The organism is Xanthomonas sp. NCPPB 2250 (genome assembly GCF_056725265.1).
Window position 1 is genome coordinate 4,780,176 of sequence record NZ_CM161520.1, and the last position, 18,122, is coordinate 4,798,297.

Sequence of the window (18,122 nt, forward strand, 5' to 3'; positions counted from 1 at the left end):
GGCAGCGGGTATCCTGCGCCGATGCTGACCACCCTGGCGGTTTCCTCCTATCGTTCCCTGCGCGAGCTGGTGCTGCCGCTGGCGGGGCTGACCCTGATCACCGGCGCCAACGGCAGCGGCAAGTCCAACGTCTATCGCGCGCTGCGCCTACTCGCCGACACCGCCCAGGGCGGGGTGATCGCCGCGCTGGCCCGCGAAGGCGGCTTGCCGTCGGCGCTGTGGGCCGGCCCGGAGACGCTCAGCCGCGCGGTCCGGCGCGGCGATCACCCCGTCCAGGGCACGACGCGGCAGCAGGCCGTCGGGCTGAAGCTGGGCTACGCCAGCGACGCGTTCGGCTATGCCATCGACCTGGGCCTGCCGATGCCGTCGGCGTCGGCCTTCGGGCTGGATCCGCAGATCAAGCGCGAATGCATCTGGGCCGGCCCCTGGCTGCGCCAGTCCAACCTGCTGGTGGACCGCAACGGGCCGGCGGTGCGCCTGCGCACCCAGGACGACGGCTGGACCGACGCCGGCGCCGGCATCGCCAGTTTCGACAGCGTGCTGGCGCAGTTCTCCGATCCGCGCGCGGCACCGGAGATGCATGCGGTGCGCGAGAACATTCGCCGTTGGCGCTTCTACGACCACTTCCGCACCGACGCCGCGGCACCGGCACGCATGCCGCAGATCGGCACGCACACGCCGGTGCTGAGCAACGACGGCGCCGACCTCGCCGCCGCCCTGCAGACCATCCTGGAGATCGGCGACGCCGACGGCCTGCATGCGGCGGTGGACGATGCCTTTCCCGGCGCGAGGCTGACGATCGAGGTGCATGCCGGGCGCTTCGACCTGGCGATGCACCAGCACGGCCTGCTGCGGCCGCTGTCGGCGGCCGAATTGTCCGACGGTACCTTGCGCTACCTGCTGTGGATCGCCGCCCTGCTGAGCCCGCGCCCGCCGGAACTGCTGGTGCTCAACGAACCGGAAGCGAGCCTGCATCCCGACCTGCTGCCGGCGCTGGCGCGGCTGATCGGCAGCGCCGCGCGGCAGGCGCAGATCCTCGTGGTCTCGCATGCCAGCCGGCTGATCGCGGCACTGGAGCAGCAGCCCGATTGCCTGCACCACCTGCTGATCAAGGAACACGGCCAGACCGACGTCGCCGGCCTGCGCGCGCTCGATCGGCCGGCGTGGCATTGGCCCAGCCGCTGAGGCGGGGCATCCAAAATCCGCGCAAATGTGCGGCAACGTCGTAGGAGCGGCTTCAGCCGCGACGGGCGTTACCGGTCACGCCTCTCGCGGCTGAAGCCGCTCCTATAACACCGCTGCAGATTCGGCGGTCGCTTGCAGGTCGTCGGCGCGAGGTGCGGACTCGGGCGCGGCCAGGAACGCCAGCTTGCGGCCGCGCGGCAAGCGCTTGAGTGCGTATTCGGCGCGCGAGGCGGCGGCGCGGTCGGGGTAGGCGCGGCTGGCCAGCAGCCGTACCGGCGGGTTGGCGCGGGTGTACTTGGCGCCGGCGCCGCGCAGGTGCGCCTGGAAGCGGGCCTGCAGGTCCGGGGTGATGCCGGCGTAGTAGCTGCCGTTGCGGCATTCGAGCAGATACAGGAACCAGGGCGAGTCGGCAGGCATGCAGGCATTATCGACACGGTGGCCGGTTTCGCCAGCAGCGGCGTCCGCACATGCGCGCATGCGATCTCGGGCATCACCTATTGGTCAGACCCCGATGTCGGCCAACGCTGTGCTGGCGGCATCGACCAGTTGCCGGCCTTCGGTGGTCAGCTTGAGCCCACACGCATGGCGCTGGAACAGCGTGACGCCGGGCAGGGCCTGGTGCGTCGGGCACCGGCAGGCGATCGCCGATGCCCAAGCCCACCAACTCGCAGCTTGTCCATTCCATCGCGCCACGGCCATGCCGTCGCGCTGAACCGGCGACAACAGGTCTTAATGCCCGGCCAACACCTTGCCAGCCGCTGCCACACACCGGCATACCGTGGTCATCGGATGGGCGGATAACGTCATCACCGGCACGCAGCCGTCGATACCGAAGCTCTCTCCCTTCGCATTCGGCGGCGCGTCCGGCCCCTCTTCCGGGCCTCCCCCGCCCCCCCACGCACGCAGCCGGTCAGGCTGCGTGCGTTTCTCCCAACAGCGCCTTCAGGCCGCCTGCGCCACACGCGCCTGACGCCGCGCGCGCACCGCCTGCGCCAGCCGCTCCAGCACCTGCACCGAGCTGTCCCAGTCGATGCAGCCGTCGGTGATGCTCTGGCCGTAGACCAGCGGCTGGCCGGCGACTAGGTCCTGGCGGCCACCGCGCAGGTGGCTCTCGACCATCGCGCCGACGATGCGGGTCTGCCCGGCCTCGAGCTGGCGGGCGATGTCCTCGATCACCTTGGGCTGGTTGTCCGGGTTCTTGCCACTGTTGGCGTGGCTGGCGTCGACCATCAGCCGCGCCGGCAGGCCGGCCTTCTCCAGCACCTGCGCCGCCGCGGCGACGCTTTCGGCGTCGTAGTTGGGCTGGGTGCCGCCGCGCAGGATCACGTGGCAATCGGGATTGCCGGCCGTGGCCGCCACCGCGGTCTGCCCGTCCTTGGTGACCGCCAGGAAATGGTGCGGATGCGAGGCCGCGCCAACCGCATCGACCGCGATCTTGACGTCGCCGCTGGTGCCGTTCTTGAAGCCCACCGGGCACGACAGGCCGGACGCCATCTCGCGGTGCACCTGGCTCTCGGTGGTGCGCGCGCCGATCGCGCCCCAGGCCACCAGGTCGGCGATGTACTGCGGCGAGATGATGTCGAGGAACTCCACGCCGGCCGGCAGACCCAGGCGGTTGATGTCGCGCAGCAGGCCGCGCGCCAGGCGCAGGCCCTTGTTGATGTCGAAGCTGCCGTCGAGGTTGGGGTCGTTGATCAGGCCCTTCCAGCCGACCGTGGTGCGCGGCTTCTCGAAGTACACCCGCATCACGATCTCCAGCGCATCGCCGTAGGTCTCACGCAGCGGGCGCAGGCGCTGCGCGTACTCCATCGCCGCGACCGGGTCGTGGATCGAGCAGGGGCCGATCACCACCGCCAGGCGGTCGTCGCGGCCGTGCAGGATCTCGTGCAGCGCCGCACGCGCGGCGGCGACGGTCTGCGAGGCCTCCTCGTCGCAGGGCAGCAGCGCCTGCAGTTGGGAGGGCGGGGTCAGCGGTTCGATCTTGCGGATGCGCAGATCGTCGGTGTGCGGGGCCATGTGCGTGTCTCGTCGGGGGGCTGGGTGGGGGCCAGATCCGGCGGCATGAAAAAAGCCGCCAGGTTCGCTGGCGGCTTTCGGGATTGCGGCTGAAGTGTCCTTCAGGGTGAACGCGATCCTTCCTCCGCCAGCGGCATCGGAAAACCGTAATACCAAAAGTAAAAGCTGCGGCAGGAAGCGTTCATGGGACGTAGTGATAGCACAGGGTTTGCGGCAGCGCCACAGTTGCTGATGCAACAAACGTGGGATTGGTGCGTCGGGATTCGGGATTCGAAAAAGCGGTTCGACGTGGCGGAAAGGCTATGCGGTCGCCGTCATCGAATAGGAGCGGTTGATGCACGCGTTCTTGCGTGGCGCTTCGCGCTCGGACCCTCACCCCAACCCCTCTCCCGGTGGGAGAGGGGCTAGCCACTTCCCTTCTCCCATCGGGACCATGGCCCCCTTTTCGGGGGAAGGTGCCCCGCAGGGGCGGATGAGGGTGCGACAGCAAGCGATCCAATCTCCACAGGCACACGCCCATACATTCCTGCGAGGCGCTGCGCGTCCCGGACCCTCACCCCAACCCCTCTCCCGATGAGAGAGGGGCTACTGCGCTTCCCTTCTCCCATCGGAAGAAGGTGCCCCGCACGGGCGGATGAGGGTGCGGCAGCAAGCGATCCAATCTCCGTAAGCACACGCCCATGCGTTCCTGCGTGGCGCTGCATGCTCCGGACCCTCACCCCAACCCCTCTCCCGGAGGGAGAGGGGCTACTGCGCATCCCGAATCCCCACTCCCGACTCCCAGCCCCTCAGAAATCCAGCACATACTCCATCGCCACCTCGCGGCCGATCGCGTCGTACAGGGTGGTGTTGTAGAACTGGTAGCCGTAGTAGCGCTCCTTGTTGTCGTAGCCCACGGTATTGAGCACGTTGTTGATGTACAGGTTGACCTTCATCTTCGGGGCGATGCGGTAGCCGGCGGTGAGGTTCCAGTACAGCGCCGGGCCGACGCGACCGAAGTAGCGGGTGGTGCTCTCGCCGAAGTGGCGATTGCCGCTGTCGGTGACGCGGCAGGCGTCGGAGGGGCTGGGTTGGTAGCCGTCGTCGAAGCGGGTGCAGGTGCCCCAGTTCACCGCCTGGGTGGAGCCGAAGCGCTTGGCATAGAGAGTGAGATCCAGCGGGCCGCCGTTCTCCCAGTGCACGCTGCCGCGCAGCTTGCTGCGGATCTTCTGGTCGCGCAGGTTCTTGTCGTCGTCGGTGCGGTAGGTCTGCTCGTGGTAGCCGATCAGGTTGTTGTAATCCAGGGCGACACTGAAGTTGCCCCAGCGCGCGGTGTTGAAGCGGTACTTCAACGAGGCATCGACGCCGGACACGTGCATCTGCGCGATGTTGATCGGCCCCTGCTCGATGCCGGTGACGCGGCCAGCGGCATCGCGCGACACGCGCGAGAGGATGCGCGCGCAGTACTCGGCGCCGCCGGGATTGACCCACACGCCGCCGGCGGTGGTCAGGCCGGTGCGGCAGCCGGCTTCGGCGCTGAGCACCTCGTCGCGGTTGAGGTCCTTGATCATGTCCTGCAAGCGGATCCGGTAGTAGTCCGCGGTGAGCGACAGGCCCTCGGCGATGTCCCAGACAAAGCCGGCGGTGACCGAGCGGCCATGCTCCGATTCCAGGTCCGGGGTGCCGCGGCGGTTGACCTGCATCAGGTAGAACACGTCGCTGTTCTCGGCGCTGCAGCCGCCGGTGAGGTAATAGCCCTTCTGGATGCAGCGGTACTGGTCGATCACAGTCTGCTGGGTGGAACTGGGTTCGCCGAGCACGTAGTGCATGTCCGGGGCGCGGAAACTGGTGGCGACGCTGCCGCGCAGCAGCAGCGTGCTCAGCGGCCGCCACTCCAGGCCGGCGCTCCAGGTGGTGTCGCGCTGGGTGCCGATCGCCGCGCCGAGGTCGCTGCCGTAGGCGCGGTAGTCGCCGTAGCGGTCGTGGCGTGCGGCCAGGCTGGCGTTGAGTGAGGACAACAGCGGCACGTCGAACTCGATGCCGCCGGAATAACGCAGGCGCTCGCCGCCGCCGTAGTCGACCACGTCCAGCGGATAGCAGGTGTTGGCACAGGGATCCGGTGACAGCCGGTAGCCCTGCTTGGCCACTTCGCCGACCGCGGCGAACTTGATCGGCCCGGCCCAGCCCTGCAGCAGCTCGCCGGTGATGTTGGCGCTGGCCTGGTTGACCCAGGAATCGGCACGGTTGTGCGCCTTCACCGCCAGGTCGTTGTACTGCGCGCCGGTCAGCGGCTGGTACCAGCGCGACTCGTCCAGGTCGTAGATCGGCGTGCCGTCGGCGGTGCTGCCCAGTTGCGGGCCGAGGAAATAGGCGGTGGCCTTCTGCGTGTCCACGGTGCGCACGTATTCGTCGACGGTGTAGCGCGCGCGGCCCACCGCCACTTCCCAGTCGAAGCGATCGGCGAGGCGGCCCTTGAGGCCGGCGCTCAGGTCCCAGGACAGTTCCTTGGTGGTGTTGGCCAGGTTCTTCCAGCCGCCGGATTCGAAGCGGGTGAGCTGGCGGATCGCGTACAGGTCGCGGTCGCTGCCGGTGTCGTGGAACGGGCCGAGGTAGACGTAGGGCGGGTCGTAGGTCCAGTAGCCGAGGCTCTTGGTCGTGGACAGCGTGCTCCAGGCCTGCACGCCGTTGTCGAAATCGAAGGTGCCGTACAGATAGGCCGAGCCGCTGTCGCCGCCGCTGGCGGCCAGCCAGTCGGCGTAGTCGTGGGCCATGCCGCAGTAGCCGCCGAGGTTGCGCACGGTATCGCTGTTGTAGTCGTAGCTCAGCCGCTGCGCGTCGACGAACTGGCCGCCGAAGCGCGCGCAGGTGCCGCTGGGCGGCGCCAGGCGCGTGTTGTTGCCGGCGTCGACCAGGCTCAGGCCGGTGAACGGATTGAAGCCGTACTTGCGCGCCTGCGCGGTCCAGTTGCTGTAGGACTCGTCGTCCTGGTCGTCCATCTTCGGTCGCTCGCCGACCGACAGCGGATCGCGCCGGGTCCACTGCAGCGCGTAGGTCAGGTTCCACTTGTCGCCACTGCGGCCGCCGACCCAGGACAGGTCGACCACGTCGCGCCCGCCGGCGGTGGCGGTGCCGCCGCGCAGGCGCACCTGGTTGCCCTCGTAGCCCTGCTTGAGGATCACGTTGATCACGCCGGCGACCGCATCCGAACCGTAGATGGCCGAGGCGCCGCCGGTGAGGATCTCGATGCGCTCCACCGCCGCGGAGGGGATATTGGCGTAGTTGGCGAAGTTGCTCTCGCCGGCGTAGGGCTGCGGGTAATCGGCGACGCGGTGGCCGTTGACCAGCAGCAGCGTGCGCCCGGGGCCGAGGTCGCGCAGGCTCACCGGCGAGGCATTGGGCGTGTGCGAGCCGTACTTGGTGTCGGCCTCGACGCTGCCCTGCTGGTTGAGCGTACTGAGCACGTCGTAGACGGTGAGAAAGCCTTCCTGCTGGATCTGCTGCGCACTGATCGTCAGCACCGGCTCGGCGCCCTCCACTTCCGAGCGCTTGATCCGCGAGCCGGTCACCACGACCTGGCCAAGGTCGGTGGTGGCGGCCTTGGGCGTGGCGGTGTCGGCGTCCTGCGCGCGCGCCTCAGCAGCGCCGTACAGCGCCAGCACGATGCCGAACGCAAGCGTGGTGGATGAGCGAAGTGGCATGCGATGTCCCCGGCGGCGGATGGAAGCAGCGCCGTGCGCGCACGACGTGCGGTGTCCCCTTCGCTGCGCCGCGCCCACGACCGTGCCGCGCATGCCGCAGGCACGCGCCACCCTGCGCCGGCCGCGACGCAAACAAAAGGACGAACATGCGGGCGTGCAGATCCCCTGCGCCCGTGAGTTTCTAACCTGCATGGCGCTGACAGCACTGTCAACACGCTGCCATGCATCGCTCGTAGACGTTTTTTGGTTGTGCGCGATTCGTTGCAATGCACGCGGATTCCCGCCGCATCGTCGCAGCGGGACCGCGTGTGGCGCCGCTCAGCTGGACGGCAGCGCCAGCGCCGCCTGGCGGCCGCTGGCGAACGGACCATGCACCGCCAGCACCGTGTCCGACTCGTCGCTGTTGTCGGTGACCACGATGCGGTACTGCGCGCCGCCCGGCGCGACCCGTACCACGACGTGGCCATTGGTGCTGGTCATCTCGCGGATACGCTTGTTGGCGACCACGTTCTCCGGCTTCATCGCGGTGGCGTAGATGTCGCGCGGGCCCGGGTACAACCGCTCGCTGAGCATGTTCTCCAGCGGCGACACCGATGGGTGCGCCGAGTCGTTGGTGAGGATGACGAACGCGCGCGGACGCAGCGCGCGCACGCAGGCCGGGCCCATCGCATCCGCATACGCATGATGGTTGGCCACCGCCACGTCGACCGCGCCGACCATCTGCGCCACCGGCGTTTCCACGTCGCGCCAGGGATCGTCGCCGTAGTAGTTGATGCTGTTGGAGAGGTCGCCGCCGCTGTAGTAGGTGAAGGCGCCGTAGTGCAGGCGCAGCGCGGCCGAGCACTGGTTCTCGGTCGGCACGGCGCCTGGCGGAAACAGGGCGCGCGTGCGTTCGCCATCGCCGGTCCACAGCTCGCCGTTGACCACCAGGTTGCGGATGGCGAAGTCCGGGTACGCGGCGGCATCGCGATGCAACCGCAACTGGTCGGCGGCGCCGGCACGGAAGCGTTCGACCCGTGCGCCAATCGCGCGCTGCTGCTCGATGAAGGCGCGGTAGTTGCGCTGGTTGGGATCGTCCAGCGCTTGCGGATACGCATAGTCCGGGTAGCCGCGATCCAGGTAGCGACGGATCGGCAGCAATTGCGCCACGTCGGTCACGCCGGTCAGGGCGTAGTGCCCACCCGGCGCCAGCGGCGTGTCCGGCAGGCATTCGCCCATGTGGTCGCGGTGGAAGTGGGTGAGCACGAAGTCGTCGAGTTCGTGGCGGCCGGCCTGCGCCAGATGGCGGTGCGCATAGCGGCCGACCCACTCGCCCGGGCGGCGGCTGGCGTTGGGCAACTCGTCGATCAGGTACTTGTCCAGGCCGTCGATGGCGCCGGCGTCGATCATCATCGCGGTGCCGTCGGGGCACACGATCAGGGTCGCGTTGCCGCGGCCGGTGCCGATGTGGTGGATGTCGAGCATGCCCGGGGTCCAGCCGCCGAGCGGTTCGCGGATGCGATCGACGGATGCGGCAGGGGTGGCCGCGGCGCGCTGCGCCCACCCCGGCAGTGGCAACATGCCGGCGGCGAGCGCCGTGCCGAGGCCACCGAGGAAGCGGCGGCGCGTAAGGTGCGAAGAAGGCATCGAAGGGTCCTGGCAGATCAAGGAAAGCGGCAGGCGTGGCGTCGCCGCGCGCTGGCGGCGACGCACGCATGGCGCAGGGCGTGGTTCACCAGGCCCATTGCAGCGAGGCGACGTAGCTGCGGCCGAAGATCGGCCGACCCACGGTCGCGTCCGCCTGCACCAGGTCGCCGGACACGCCGGGCGCGCGCGCATTGCCTTCGGTGAGACCATGCGCATCGGTGACGTTGGTGCACAGCAGTTGCGCACTGAGGTTGGCGTCGAGCTGCAGATGCAGGCCGAGGTCCAGCGTGCGATAGGCCGGCAGCACGCTGGCGTTGGTGAAGTCCTGGAAGCGTCGACCGATGCCGAACCAGGTCGCGTAGGCGCGCGCTTCCACCTCGCCGACCTGGAAGCGGTAGCTCGGCTGCAGCGACCAGCTGTACTTGGGTACGCGCGGGATCTCGTTGTCGACCAGGGAAGCGCCGGACAGCCCGCTGAAGGTGTCGGCGCCGCTGATGCGCGGGTCCTGCAGCGTCACCGAACCGGTCAGCTCGAGGCCGTCCAGCGGCCGCCACGTACCCTCGAATTCCACGCCCTTGGTGCGCGTGTCGATCAGCAGCGGCACGTTGACCAGCAGGCCACTGGCATTGGCGACGTAGGTGCTGGAATTGAGCGACTTGAAGTCGCTGTAGAAGCCGATCAACACCAGCTCCAGCGGCCGCGAGGCGTACTTCACCCCGAGTTCGGCCTGGCGGATCGGCGTCACCGGCGTGGCGCGGCCGTCGGGCATGCGTCCACCGATGCCGGCGACCACGTTGCCCCATTGCTCGCTCAGCCGCGGGAAGCTGAAGCTCTCGGTGTAGCGGGCGAAGGCATTGACCGGGTCGGCGATCTTGTAGGAGGCGCCGAGCGTCCACGAGGTGCCGGCCATGTCCTTGCTGTAGGGCACGCTGCCGACCAGGCCGGTGACCGTGCGCGCGGCCAGCGGGCCGCTGCCGGCGATGGTCTGGGTGCCGATCACACCGCGGTTGCCTTCCTCGCGCCGCCACACCCGGCGGATGCCGGCGTCCACCTGCCAGGCGTCGTCCAGCTTCCAGGTATCGGCCGCGTACAGCGCGGTGGCGGTGCCGTGGCTGTCGCCGATCAGGTCGCCGCTGCCGTACGCGGTGAAGCCGTTCTCGGTCAGGCTGCCCAGCACCTGCCCGGCGGCGTTCAGCGCCTGGATATCCAGCGCGTCGGGATTGCTCTTCACGTCGGTCAGCAGTGCGTTGCCGAGTTGCGCCTGGCGCAGCGTGAAACGGCTGACGCTCAGGCCCATGGTGATGTCGTGGCTGCCGCCGCCGGCCAGGTCGAACAGCCGGCCCAGGCGCAGGTCGTTGACGAGGTCGCTGTAGTGGGTCTGCGTGCTGGACCAGGTGTTGATCATCGCCAGGCCGGCGGTGGAGGCCGGATCGAACGGCGTGTTGCTGCCGGCCAGCACGTAGCGCAGCGACGCAGTGCCCGGGAAGGCCGCGCGCGCCGCGCCCAGCCGCGAGGCGAGCAGCGCCGCCGCATCGGTCGGCGCGCCGTTGAACAGCGCATTGAAACCGACGTCGCCGTTGACGTAGCGCGCCCTGTCACTCAGTCGCCAGCCGTTGGCGAATTCGGTGTCGCCGCCGATGGTCAGGGTGCGCGTGACCGGATGCACGCCATCGGCCAGGTCGCGCGTCTCCACGCCGTTGCCGCCAGCGCCGTCGAGGGTGCGGAAGGCGACGTGGCGGAAGCTGGCGCTGTTGAGCGTGCCGGTGCCCGGATCGATCAGCGCGCTCAGCGACTGGCCATTGCGCGGGTCGGCCAGCGGGATCGCGCTGTAGAACACGCCGCGGTCGTTGAGATACTTGAAGTCGGCGAAGATCTTGCCGAAATCGAACTTGTAGGTGCCGCCGACCTTGAACTGCCCGCCCTGGTTGCCGTTGCCGAAGCCCGGATCGCGCAGGCCGTCGCTCTGTCGGTAGAAGCCGCTGACCGCGTACTGCAGCGCGTCGTTGCCCTTGACCGGACCGGACGCCACGCCGTCGATGCGGGCCAGCGCATCGGCGCCGCCGGTCAGCTTGACTGCGCCGCTGGGCGTGTCGGTGCCGTGGTTGGTGATGAAATTGAGCACGCCGCCGGATGCATTGTTGCTGTAGATCGGCGCGGTACCGCCGCGCACCACTTCGGCATCGGTGGTGCCCAGGTCGAGTCGGTAGACCTCGTCGATCTGCAGTTGCCGCTCGTAGTTGGATTCGAACAGCGGCAGGCCGTCCTCGAGCACGTCGAGCAGACGGAAGCCGGACCACGGCAGGCCGCGGATCACCACGTTCTCGCCACCGGCCTCGCCGCCGGAGTTCTCCACGGTCACGCCCGGCACCGAGCGCAGCAGGTCGACCACGCTGCGCGGCGCCTGCCGCGCGATCGCCTCGGCGCCGACCGTGGACACCGCGTACGGCGCCAGGAACTTCGGCTGCTGGGTGGCGGTGCCGGTGACCACCACCCGGTCCAGGTCGATCGCATCGGCGGCGGCCGGCGCGGGCGCGGCGGCGCTGGCCGCGGGCATCACGGTGGCCTGCACGATCACCGTGTCGCCGTCCAGGCGGAAGCCCAGGTCGGTGCCGCGCAGCAGGCCGCTGAGCGCCTGCCGCGGGTCGCCGGCGACGCTGCCGCCGGGGCTGCGCTTGTCGCGCAGCAGCGCCGGATCGGCGATCACCTGCAGGCCGGTGGCACGCGAGAACGCGGCCAGGGTGGCGCCGAGGTCGCCGGGCGGCAGGGTCGCGGCGGCCGGCGTCGCGGCGGCGGCCGACGGTGCGATGGCGGGCAGCGCCACCAGCACCGCCAGGGCAGCGGCCAGCGCGGTGGCGCGCGGAGAACGGAGGGCACAACGGAAGGAGCGGCGGGGCGGCATGAGCAAGGTCGTCGTCGGGTCGCCAACGTGGCGTGGCAAAGGACAAAGACGCCGCAACGCGCCGATCCCGACAGGGGATTGCATGAATTTTTTGTGACGCGTCGCAGCACCGCACGGTCGCGTGGCAGGCGAACCGGCCGCGTGGACAGGCGCCGCGCGCCGTCGCGCGGCCGTTCGCTCCAGCGTCATCGCGCATGCGCGAACAGCGCCCGCCCGCCGGCCGCTTCGCCTTCGCGTGCACCACCGCGTTGCCCCGACGCTGCCGGCGACGGCGCCAGACCCGGCACGTCGCGCCTGCCCGCGTACGCAACACCGAGACAGCGACGGCGCCTACTGCGGCGCGGCGGCGTGTTCCACGCGGATGCCGTCGGCGCGCTGCTGCAGTTGCAGCGGATACAGCTGCGCCAGATGCATGAGGGTCTGCTCCGGCCGGTCCAGGCGGAAGCGCCCGGACACCTGCAGCGCACCCAGCGCCGGATCGGCGAGCACGATCGGCTGCGGCGAGCGCCGATTGAGCCGCTCGATCAGCCGCGCCAGCGGAATGCCGGCGGTCTGCAGCCAGCCCTCGCGCCAGTCGCCGGCCTGCGGATCGAAGCGCGTCAACGCGCCCAGGCCGGTGCCGGCCGTGTCGATGCGCATGCCGGCTGCCAGCACCTGGTGCGCGGCGCCGTTGTCGATCTCCACCCGCCCCGAATACACCGACAGCTCGCTGGTGGCGCCATCGCGCGCCAGGTTGAACACGGTGCCCAGCACCTGCACCCGCGCCGGGCCCAGATTCACCTGGAACGGGCGCTGCGGATCGTGGGCGACGTCGAAGAACACCTCGCCGCGCTCCAGCGCCACCTCGCGCCGCTGCGCGCGCAGTTGCACGCGGACCCGGCTGGCACCGTTGAGGGTGAGCACGCTGCCATCGTCCAGGCGCAGCACCCGGGTCTGTCCGGGCGCGGTCGTGGCCACGATCGGTGCCGGATCCGGGCGCAGCCGCGGCCACAACAGCACCGCCAGCAGCGCCAGGCCGGCCGCCAAGGCCGCCAGCGGCCGCCAGCCGCGACGGCGCGGACGCTGTGCCACGGGCACCGGCGCAGCGCCGGCAGACGCTGCCACCGCGCGTGGAGCGGGCACGCGGGCGGCGGCCGGCGCAACGGTGGCCACGGCCGGCGCGTCCGTCGGCGCGGCGTAGGCGGCCAGCGCCTCCAGCAGCGCCGCATCGTGGGCCAGCGCCCACAACGCATCGAACGCGGCGCGGTGCGCCGGATCGGCTGCCAGCCACTCGGCCAGGCCCGCTGGATCGCCACCCGCCGTGGCCAGGGCGCGCGCGACCCAGTCGGCCGCGGCGTCCTGCACCGCGTCATCGGCGGCGGCGTTGCCCTGCCTCATGCCGCGTCCTCCGGGCCACGCCGACCCGCCGCGGGCGGCGGCGCCGCGTCGCCACGCGCCACCGTCTCCTGCAGCCAGCGCAGGCCGCGGCTGACATGCTTCTCCACCGCCGCCTCGCTCAGGCCCAGCGCCTCGCCGATCTCGCGGTAGCCCTGCCCGCGCAGGCGGCTGCGCACGAACACCTCGCGGCGCAGCGGCGGCATGCCCTGCAGCGCGCGGGCGAAGGTCTCCACGCGTTGCCGCTGCATCGCCGCCTCCTCCACGCCCGGCGCCGGGCTGGGCACTTCGTCGTCGATGGGCTCGGTGCGCTGGCGCTGGCGCCGGCGCAGGTGGTCGTGCAGCAGGTTCAGGGCGATCGCCCTGGCCAGCGCGGCCAGGTCGGTGACCGCGTGGTCGCGTGCGTACACGACCACGCGCAGGAAGGTCTCCTGCACCAGGTCCTCGGCCAGCGACCAGTCGCCGGTGCGGCGGAACAGGAAGCGCTGCAACGCCGGCCGGTGCTGGTCCAGCCGATGCGGATCGAGTTGGCAGACCGGGGCGACCATGACCGCTCGCAGAGGCTGGGCGAGCGCAGCTTATAGCGCATCGGCATGCCACCGCGATGACCGGCATGCGGTGCGGCCGCCGCCGGCGCGCGCGCAAAACGCGCACAAAAAAAGAGCCCCGCATCGCTGCGGGGCTCCTTTCGACTGCGTGGAACAGGTCGGCCGAGGCCGGCTGGATCAGAAATCCATGCCGCCCATGCCGCCCATGCCGCCACCCATGCCACCCGGGGCGGCCGGCTCTTCCTTCTTCGGGGCCTCGGCCACCATCGCTTCGGTGGTGATCATCAGGCCGGCGATCGAGGCGGCGTTCTGCAGCGCCGAACGGGTCACCTTGGTCGGATCCAGGATGCCGAACTCGACCATGTCGCCGAACTCGCCGTTGGCGGCGTTGTAGCCGAAGTTGCCGCTGCCTTCCTTGACCTTGTTGAGGATCACGGACGGCTCTTCGCCGGCGTTGGTGACGATCTCGCGCAGCGGCGCTTCCATCGCGCGCAGCGCGATCTGGATGCCGTGGGTCTGATCTTCATTGGCGCCCTTCAGCTCGCCGATCGCGCTCAGCGCGCGCACCAGCGCCACGCCGCCGCCCGGGACCACGCCTTCTTCCACCGCCGCACGGGTCGCGTGCAGGGCGTCTTCGACGCGCGCCTTCTTTTCCTTCATCTCGATCTCGGTCGAGGCACCGACCTTGATCACCGCCACGCCGCCGGCCAGCTTGGCCACGCGCTCCTGCAGCTTCTCGCGATCGTAGTCCGACGAGGTCTCTTCGATCTGCGCCTTGATCTGCTTGATGCGCGACTCGATCGCCGAGGTGTCGCCGGCGCCGTCGATGATGGTGGTGTTCTCCTTGGAGACCTGCACCTTCTTGGCGCGGCCCAGATCCTTGATGGTCGCCTTCTCCAGCGCCAGGCCCACTTCCTCGGAGATCACGGTGCCGCCGGTCAGCACGGCCATGTCTTCCAGCATCGCCTTGCGACGGTCGCCGAAGCCCGGGGCCTTGACCGCCACGACCTTGACGATGCCGCGGATGGTGTTGACCACCAGGGTCGCCAGCGCCTCGCCTTCCACTTCCTCGGCGACGATCAGCAGCGGCTTGCCGGCCTTGGCCACGCCTTCCAGCACCGGCAGCAGGTCACGCACGTTGGAGATCTTCTTGTCGTGCAGCAGCACGAACGGGTCGTCCAGGTCGGCCTGCTGGCTCTGCTGGTTGTTGATGAAGTACGGCGACAGGTAGCCGCGATCGAACTGCATGCCCTCGACCACGTCCAGCTCGTTCTCCAGGCCCGAGCCTTCCTCGACCGTGATCACGCCTTCCTTGCCGACCTTCTTCATCGCGTCGGCGATGATGTTGCCGATCGACTCGTCGGAGTTGGCGGAGATGGTGCCGACCTGGGCGATGGCCTTGTCGTCGGCGGTGGGCTTGCTGATCTTCTTCAGCTCGGCCACGGCGGCCACGACGGCCTTGTCGATGCCGCGCTTGAGGTCCATCGGGTTCATGCCGGCGGCGACCGCCTTGGAACCTTCGCGGATCAGCGCCTGCGCCAGCACGGTGGCGGTGGTGGTGCCGTCGCCGGCGTTGTCGGAGGTCTTGGACGCGACTTCCTTCACCATCTGCGCGCCCATGTTCTCGAACTTGTCGGCCAGTTCGATTTCCTTGGCGACGGAGACGCCGTCCTTGGTGATGGTCGGCGCGCCGAAGCTCTTCTCGAGCACGACGTTGCGGCCCTTCGGGCCCAGGGTGGCCTTGACGGCATTGGCGAGGATGTTGACGCCGCGCACCATGCGCGAACGGGCGTCTTCACCGAAACGGATATCTTTGGCAGCCATGTGTGTTGCTCCGGGATTCGTGATTGGGGATTAGGGATTCGCTAAAGCGGGGAGTCGGGTCTGGATCCTGGATCGCGCGGCGCCTGGCGCCTTTGCCAATTCCGAATCCCGATTCCCGAATCCCGCGATCGGGGGCTTCAGCCCACGATCGCCAGAACGTCGTCTTCGCGCAGCACCTTGTACTCGACGCCTTCGGCCTTGTAGCTGGAACCGGCGTACTGGCCGTAGATGACCTTGTCGCCGACCTTCAGCGCCGGGGCGCGCACGCTGCCGTTGTCCAGCGGCTTGCCGGCGCCGACGGCCACGACTTCACCCTTGGTGGACTTTTCCTTGGCCGAATCCGGGATCACGATGCCGCCGGCGGAGATTTCGTCGGCTTCGATCGGCTTGACTACGACGCGGTCGTGAAGCGGCTTGATGCTCATTGAGTGAGACCTCTTAAGTGATTGATTGGTCTAGGAAAGGCCGGCGATGTTAGCACTCGCCCATGACGACTGCCAGCAACGCTCGCGAAAAAACCCGGTAGCGCCGGGATGCGCTTGATGTAGTGCCGTGGCCGGGGCTTTCAAGGGCGGGAGGCAAAAAATTTTTGCCGGGAACGTGCATTCGGTGGCAAGCAGTGACCGAATCCCGTCACAGTGTCACAGAGGCAGGCTAGGCTGAGCGCGGACCCAGGGGGGGATCCGTCACCAAAAGGAGTTGTCGATGAAGCCATCCGCCGTTGCGCTGCCGCTGGCCTGTTTGCTCGCCCTTGCCGGGCCGGCCCAGGCCGCCGTATTCATCAATGAATTGCATTACGACGATGCCACCGCCGCCGGCGACACCGGCGAAGGCGTGGAGATCGTCGCCACCGCCGGGGAGAGCCTGAGCGGCTACCGCGTCTACCTGTACAACGGCAGCAACCCGGGGTCGGCCACCGTCTACGCCAACAGCGCGGTGCCGGCCGGCAACCTGGTCAGCTGCGGCGGGCAGGTGCGCATCGCCACCGTCAGCTACGCCAGCAACGGCATCCAGAACGGGCCCAACGACGGCCTGGCGCTAGTCGACGGCAACGGTAAGGTGGTGCAGTTCCTCAGCTACGAGGGCGCCATCACCGGCGGCGGCGGCCCCGCCGCGGGCATGACCAGCCAGAACCTGCCGGTCAGCGAGAGCAACAGCACCCCGGCCGGCACCTCGCTGCAGCTGCGCGGCAACGGCAGTGCCGCGGCCGACTTCAGCTGGAGCGACAGCGCCACCAGCACCTTCGGCGCCTGCAACAACGGCCAGACCTTCGCCGGCGGTGGCGGCAGCAACGCCGCGCCGACGGTGACCGCCACCACCCCGACCCAGGGCGCCACCGACTTCCCCGCCGCCGGCGACCTGGCGGTGACCTTCAGCGAGGCGGTGAGCCTGGCCAGCGGCGCGTTCGGCCTGAGCTGCCAGCAGTCCGGCAGCGTGGCGCTGACCTATCCCAGCAGCGGCACCCAGTTCTCCCTGTCCACCAACACCGCGCTGAAGGCCGGCGAGAGCTGCACCCTGAGCATCGTCGCCGCACGCGTGAGCGATGCCGACGGCGCACATCCGGCGCAGGATCGCAGCGTCGCCTTCAACGTCGCCAGCGGCTCGGGCGGCGGCGGCAATGGCGCCGGCACCTACTATTCGCGGGTCAACACCTCCAGCCCCAGCCAGCTGCGCTGCTCGCTGCACGAGACGATCAAGGGCCACACCGTCTATCCGTACAGCAGCAGCTCCGGCACCGACACCTGGGCCATCCTGGAGATCGCCGACGAGGATCCGAACAACAGCCAGCGCGTCCTCGACGCCTACCGCAACCGCAGCTATGCCAAGGGCACCGACCGGGCCGGCAGCGGCAGCGGCCTGAAGTACAACCGCGAGCACAGCTGGCCGAACTCGCTGGGCTTCGGCACCTCCACCGGCAACAAGGGCCTGCCCTACGCGCCGTACACCGACACCCACATGCTGTACCTGACCGACGCCACCTGGAACGCCGACCGCGGCAACAAGCCCTACGCCAAGTGCGACAGCAACTGCGGCGAGCGCGCCACCGAGGCCAATGCCGGCTTCGGCGGCGGCAGCGGCCGCTACCCGGGCAATTCCAACTGGGTGCGCACCCCGGACGGCAACAGCGGCACCTTCGAGGTGTGGGACCACCGCAAGGGCGACATGGCACGTGCGGTGATGTACATGGCGATCCGCTATGAGGGTGGCGTGGATGCCAAGACCGGCCAGTCCGAGCCGGACCTGGAGCTGACCGACGACCGCAGCAAGATCGTCAAGACCTCGTCCTCGCCGGCCTACATGGGCCTGCTGTCGACCCTGATCGCATGGAGCCAGCAGGATCCGCCGGACGACGCCGAGCGCGCCCGCAACGAGGTGATCTACAGCTTCCAGGGCAACCGCAACCCGTTCATCGACCACCCGGAGTGGGCGACCTCGTCGCTGTTCACCTCGGCCAAGCCGGCCAGCTGCCAGTTGCTCAACTGAGCCGTGTTGACTCGCCCGCTGCATCTGCAGCGGGCGGGGATGATCCGCCATTCGGCTGCTGAAAAGCCGGGATTCGGGATTGGGGATTCAGAGCGGCGCCGGCTTTCCCCACGGGCGCCGCCAAAGCGCGGCCGGCATCCCTATACTGTCGGCCGCATGTCCGCGCCCGCCCTCCGCTTGCTGCTCAGCACCTGCCCCGATCCGGCCAGCGCCGCGCGGGTCGCCCAGGCGCTGGTCGACGAACGCCTGGCCGCCTGCGTCAGCCGCCTGCCCGGCGTGCAGTCCACCTACCGCTGGCAAGGCGAGGTGGAACAGGGCGAGGAAGTGCTGCTGCTGATCAAGACCGCCGCCGACCGCCTGCCCGCATTGCGGCAGCGGCTGTGCGCGTTGCACCCCTACGAGGTTCCCGAACTGGTCGAACTCGAGGTTGCCGGCGGCCTGCCGGCCTACCTGCAGTGGGTGCATGCCGAAACCCGTGAGGAACCGTAA

Annotated in this window: 12 protein-coding genes; 3 read left to right on the top strand and 9 right to left on the bottom strand. The window is 69.5% G+C overall.

Annotated features, from left to right (window positions below; genetic code table 11):
- Positions 1 to 21: 21 nt before the first annotated feature.
- On the top strand, positions 22 to 1,185 hold the full coding sequence (locus AC1PMG_RS19555) for an AAA family ATPase (protein ID WP_481111718.1): 1,164 nt from the start codon (positions 22 to 24) through the stop codon (positions 1,183 to 1,185).
- A gap of 102 nt (positions 1,186 to 1,287) precedes the next feature.
- Here the strand turns inward: AC1PMG_RS19555 and AC1PMG_RS19560 are convergent, their stop codons facing one another.
- From AC1PMG_RS19560 to AC1PMG_RS19600, 9 genes are all read right to left on the bottom strand, one after another.
- Positions 1,288 to 1,602, bottom strand: a complete 315-nt coding sequence (locus AC1PMG_RS19560; RefSeq protein WP_481109953.1) for a GIY-YIG nuclease family protein — start codon at positions 1,600 to 1,602, stop codon at positions 1,288 to 1,290.
- A 525-nt stretch (positions 1,603 to 2,127) separates the two neighbouring features.
- Positions 2,128 to 3,201 (bottom strand): 3-deoxy-7-phosphoheptulonate synthase, encoded by a 1,074-nt coding sequence (locus tag AC1PMG_RS19565; RefSeq protein ID WP_481109954.1) that lies wholly within the window; start codon positions 3,199 to 3,201, stop codon positions 2,128 to 2,130.
- A gap of 788 nt (positions 3,202 to 3,989) precedes the next feature.
- Positions 3,990 to 6,878: a TonB-dependent receptor plug domain-containing protein gene (locus AC1PMG_RS19570; RefSeq protein WP_481109955.1), complete on the bottom strand. Its 2,889-nt coding sequence runs from the start codon at positions 6,876 to 6,878 to the stop codon at positions 3,990 to 3,992.
- Positions 6,879 to 7,196: 318 nt separating this feature from the next.
- Positions 7,197 to 8,504: a ComEC/Rec2 family competence protein gene (locus AC1PMG_RS19575; RefSeq protein ID WP_481109956.1), complete on the bottom strand. Its 1,308-nt coding sequence runs from the start codon at positions 8,502 to 8,504 to the stop codon at positions 7,197 to 7,199.
- Positions 8,505 to 8,589: 85 nt separating this feature from the next.
- Positions 8,590 to 11,403, bottom strand: coding sequence for a TonB-dependent receptor domain-containing protein (locus AC1PMG_RS19580; protein WP_481109957.1), 2,814 nt, complete (start codon positions 11,401 to 11,403; stop codon positions 8,590 to 8,592).
- Between the two features lie 330 nt (positions 11,404 to 11,733).
- The gene (locus AC1PMG_RS19585; protein WP_481109958.1) at positions 11,734 to 12,780 is read right to left on the bottom strand and encodes a FecR family protein; all 1,047 of its coding nucleotides are present in this window, start codon (positions 12,778 to 12,780) and stop codon (positions 11,734 to 11,736) included.
- The gene (locus tag AC1PMG_RS19590) at positions 12,777 to 13,325 is read right to left on the bottom strand and encodes an RNA polymerase sigma factor (RefSeq protein WP_481109959.1); all 549 of its coding nucleotides are present in this window, start codon (positions 13,323 to 13,325) and stop codon (positions 12,777 to 12,779) included. Before AC1PMG_RS19590 ends, AC1PMG_RS19585 begins: the two co-directional genes overlap by 4 nt.
- Positions 13,326 to 13,502: 177 nt before the next feature.
- Positions 13,503 to 15,149, bottom strand: coding sequence for a chaperonin GroEL (gene groL, locus AC1PMG_RS19595; protein ID WP_010340980.1), 1,647 nt, complete (start codon positions 15,147 to 15,149; stop codon positions 13,503 to 13,505).
- A gap of 137 nt (positions 15,150 to 15,286) precedes the next feature.
- Positions 15,287 to 15,574, bottom strand: a complete 288-nt coding sequence (locus AC1PMG_RS19600; protein ID WP_010340979.1) for a co-chaperone GroES — start codon at positions 15,572 to 15,574, stop codon at positions 15,287 to 15,289.
- Positions 15,575 to 15,854: 280 nt separating this feature from the next.
- Between AC1PMG_RS19600 and AC1PMG_RS19605 the strand changes: the two genes are divergently transcribed.
- Positions 15,855 to 17,633: an endonuclease gene (locus tag AC1PMG_RS19605; protein WP_342074257.1), complete on the top strand. Its 1,779-nt coding sequence runs from the start codon at positions 15,855 to 15,857 to the stop codon at positions 17,631 to 17,633.
- A 156-nt stretch (positions 17,634 to 17,789) separates the two neighbouring features.
- A complete protein-coding gene (gene cutA, locus AC1PMG_RS19610; RefSeq protein ID WP_017907317.1) occupies positions 17,790 to 18,122 on the top strand; it encodes a divalent-cation tolerance protein CutA in 333 nt (110 codons plus the stop codon).

What these genes read in the sequence shown, in the direction of transcription:
- AC1PMG_RS19555 (WP_481111718.1), top strand. Translation starts at nt 22, where the DNA reads ATGCTGACCACCCTGGCGGTTTCCTCCTATCGTTCCCTGCGCGAGCTG.
- AC1PMG_RS19560 (WP_481109953.1), bottom strand. Translation starts at nt 1,602, where the DNA reads ATGCCTGCCGACTCGCCCTGGTTCCTGTATCTGCTCGAATGCCGCAAC.
- AC1PMG_RS19565 (WP_481109954.1), bottom strand. Translation starts at nt 3,201, where the DNA reads ATGGCCCCGCACACCGACGATCTGCGCATCCGCAAGATCGAACCGCTG.
- AC1PMG_RS19570 (WP_481109955.1), bottom strand. Translation starts at nt 6,878, where the DNA reads ATGCCACTTCGCTCATCCACCACGCTTGCGTTCGGCATCGTGCTGGCG.
- AC1PMG_RS19575 (WP_481109956.1), bottom strand. Translation starts at nt 8,504, where the DNA reads ATGCCTTCTTCGCACCTTACGCGCCGCCGCTTCCTCGGTGGCCTCGGC.
- AC1PMG_RS19580 (WP_481109957.1), bottom strand. Translation starts at nt 11,403, where the DNA reads ATGCCGCCCCGCCGCTCCTTCCGTTGTGCCCTCCGTTCTCCGCGCGCC.
- AC1PMG_RS19585 (WP_481109958.1), bottom strand. Translation starts at nt 12,780, where the DNA reads ATGAGGCAGGGCAACGCCGCCGCCGATGACGCGGTGCAGGACGCCGCG.
- AC1PMG_RS19590 (WP_481109959.1), bottom strand. Translation starts at nt 13,325, where the DNA reads ATGGTCGCCCCGGTCTGCCAACTCGATCCGCATCGGCTGGACCAGCAC.
- groL (WP_010340980.1), bottom strand. Translation starts at nt 15,149, where the DNA reads ATGGCTGCCAAAGATATCCGTTTCGGTGAAGACGCCCGTTCGCGCATG.
- AC1PMG_RS19600 (WP_010340979.1), bottom strand. Translation starts at nt 15,574, where the DNA reads ATGAGCATCAAGCCGCTTCACGACCGCGTCGTAGTCAAGCCGATCGAA.
- AC1PMG_RS19605 (WP_342074257.1), top strand. Translation starts at nt 15,855, where the DNA reads ATGAAGCCATCCGCCGTTGCGCTGCCGCTGGCCTGTTTGCTCGCCCTT.
- cutA (WP_017907317.1), top strand. Translation starts at nt 17,790, where the DNA reads ATGTCCGCGCCCGCCCTCCGCTTGCTGCTCAGCACCTGCCCCGATCCG.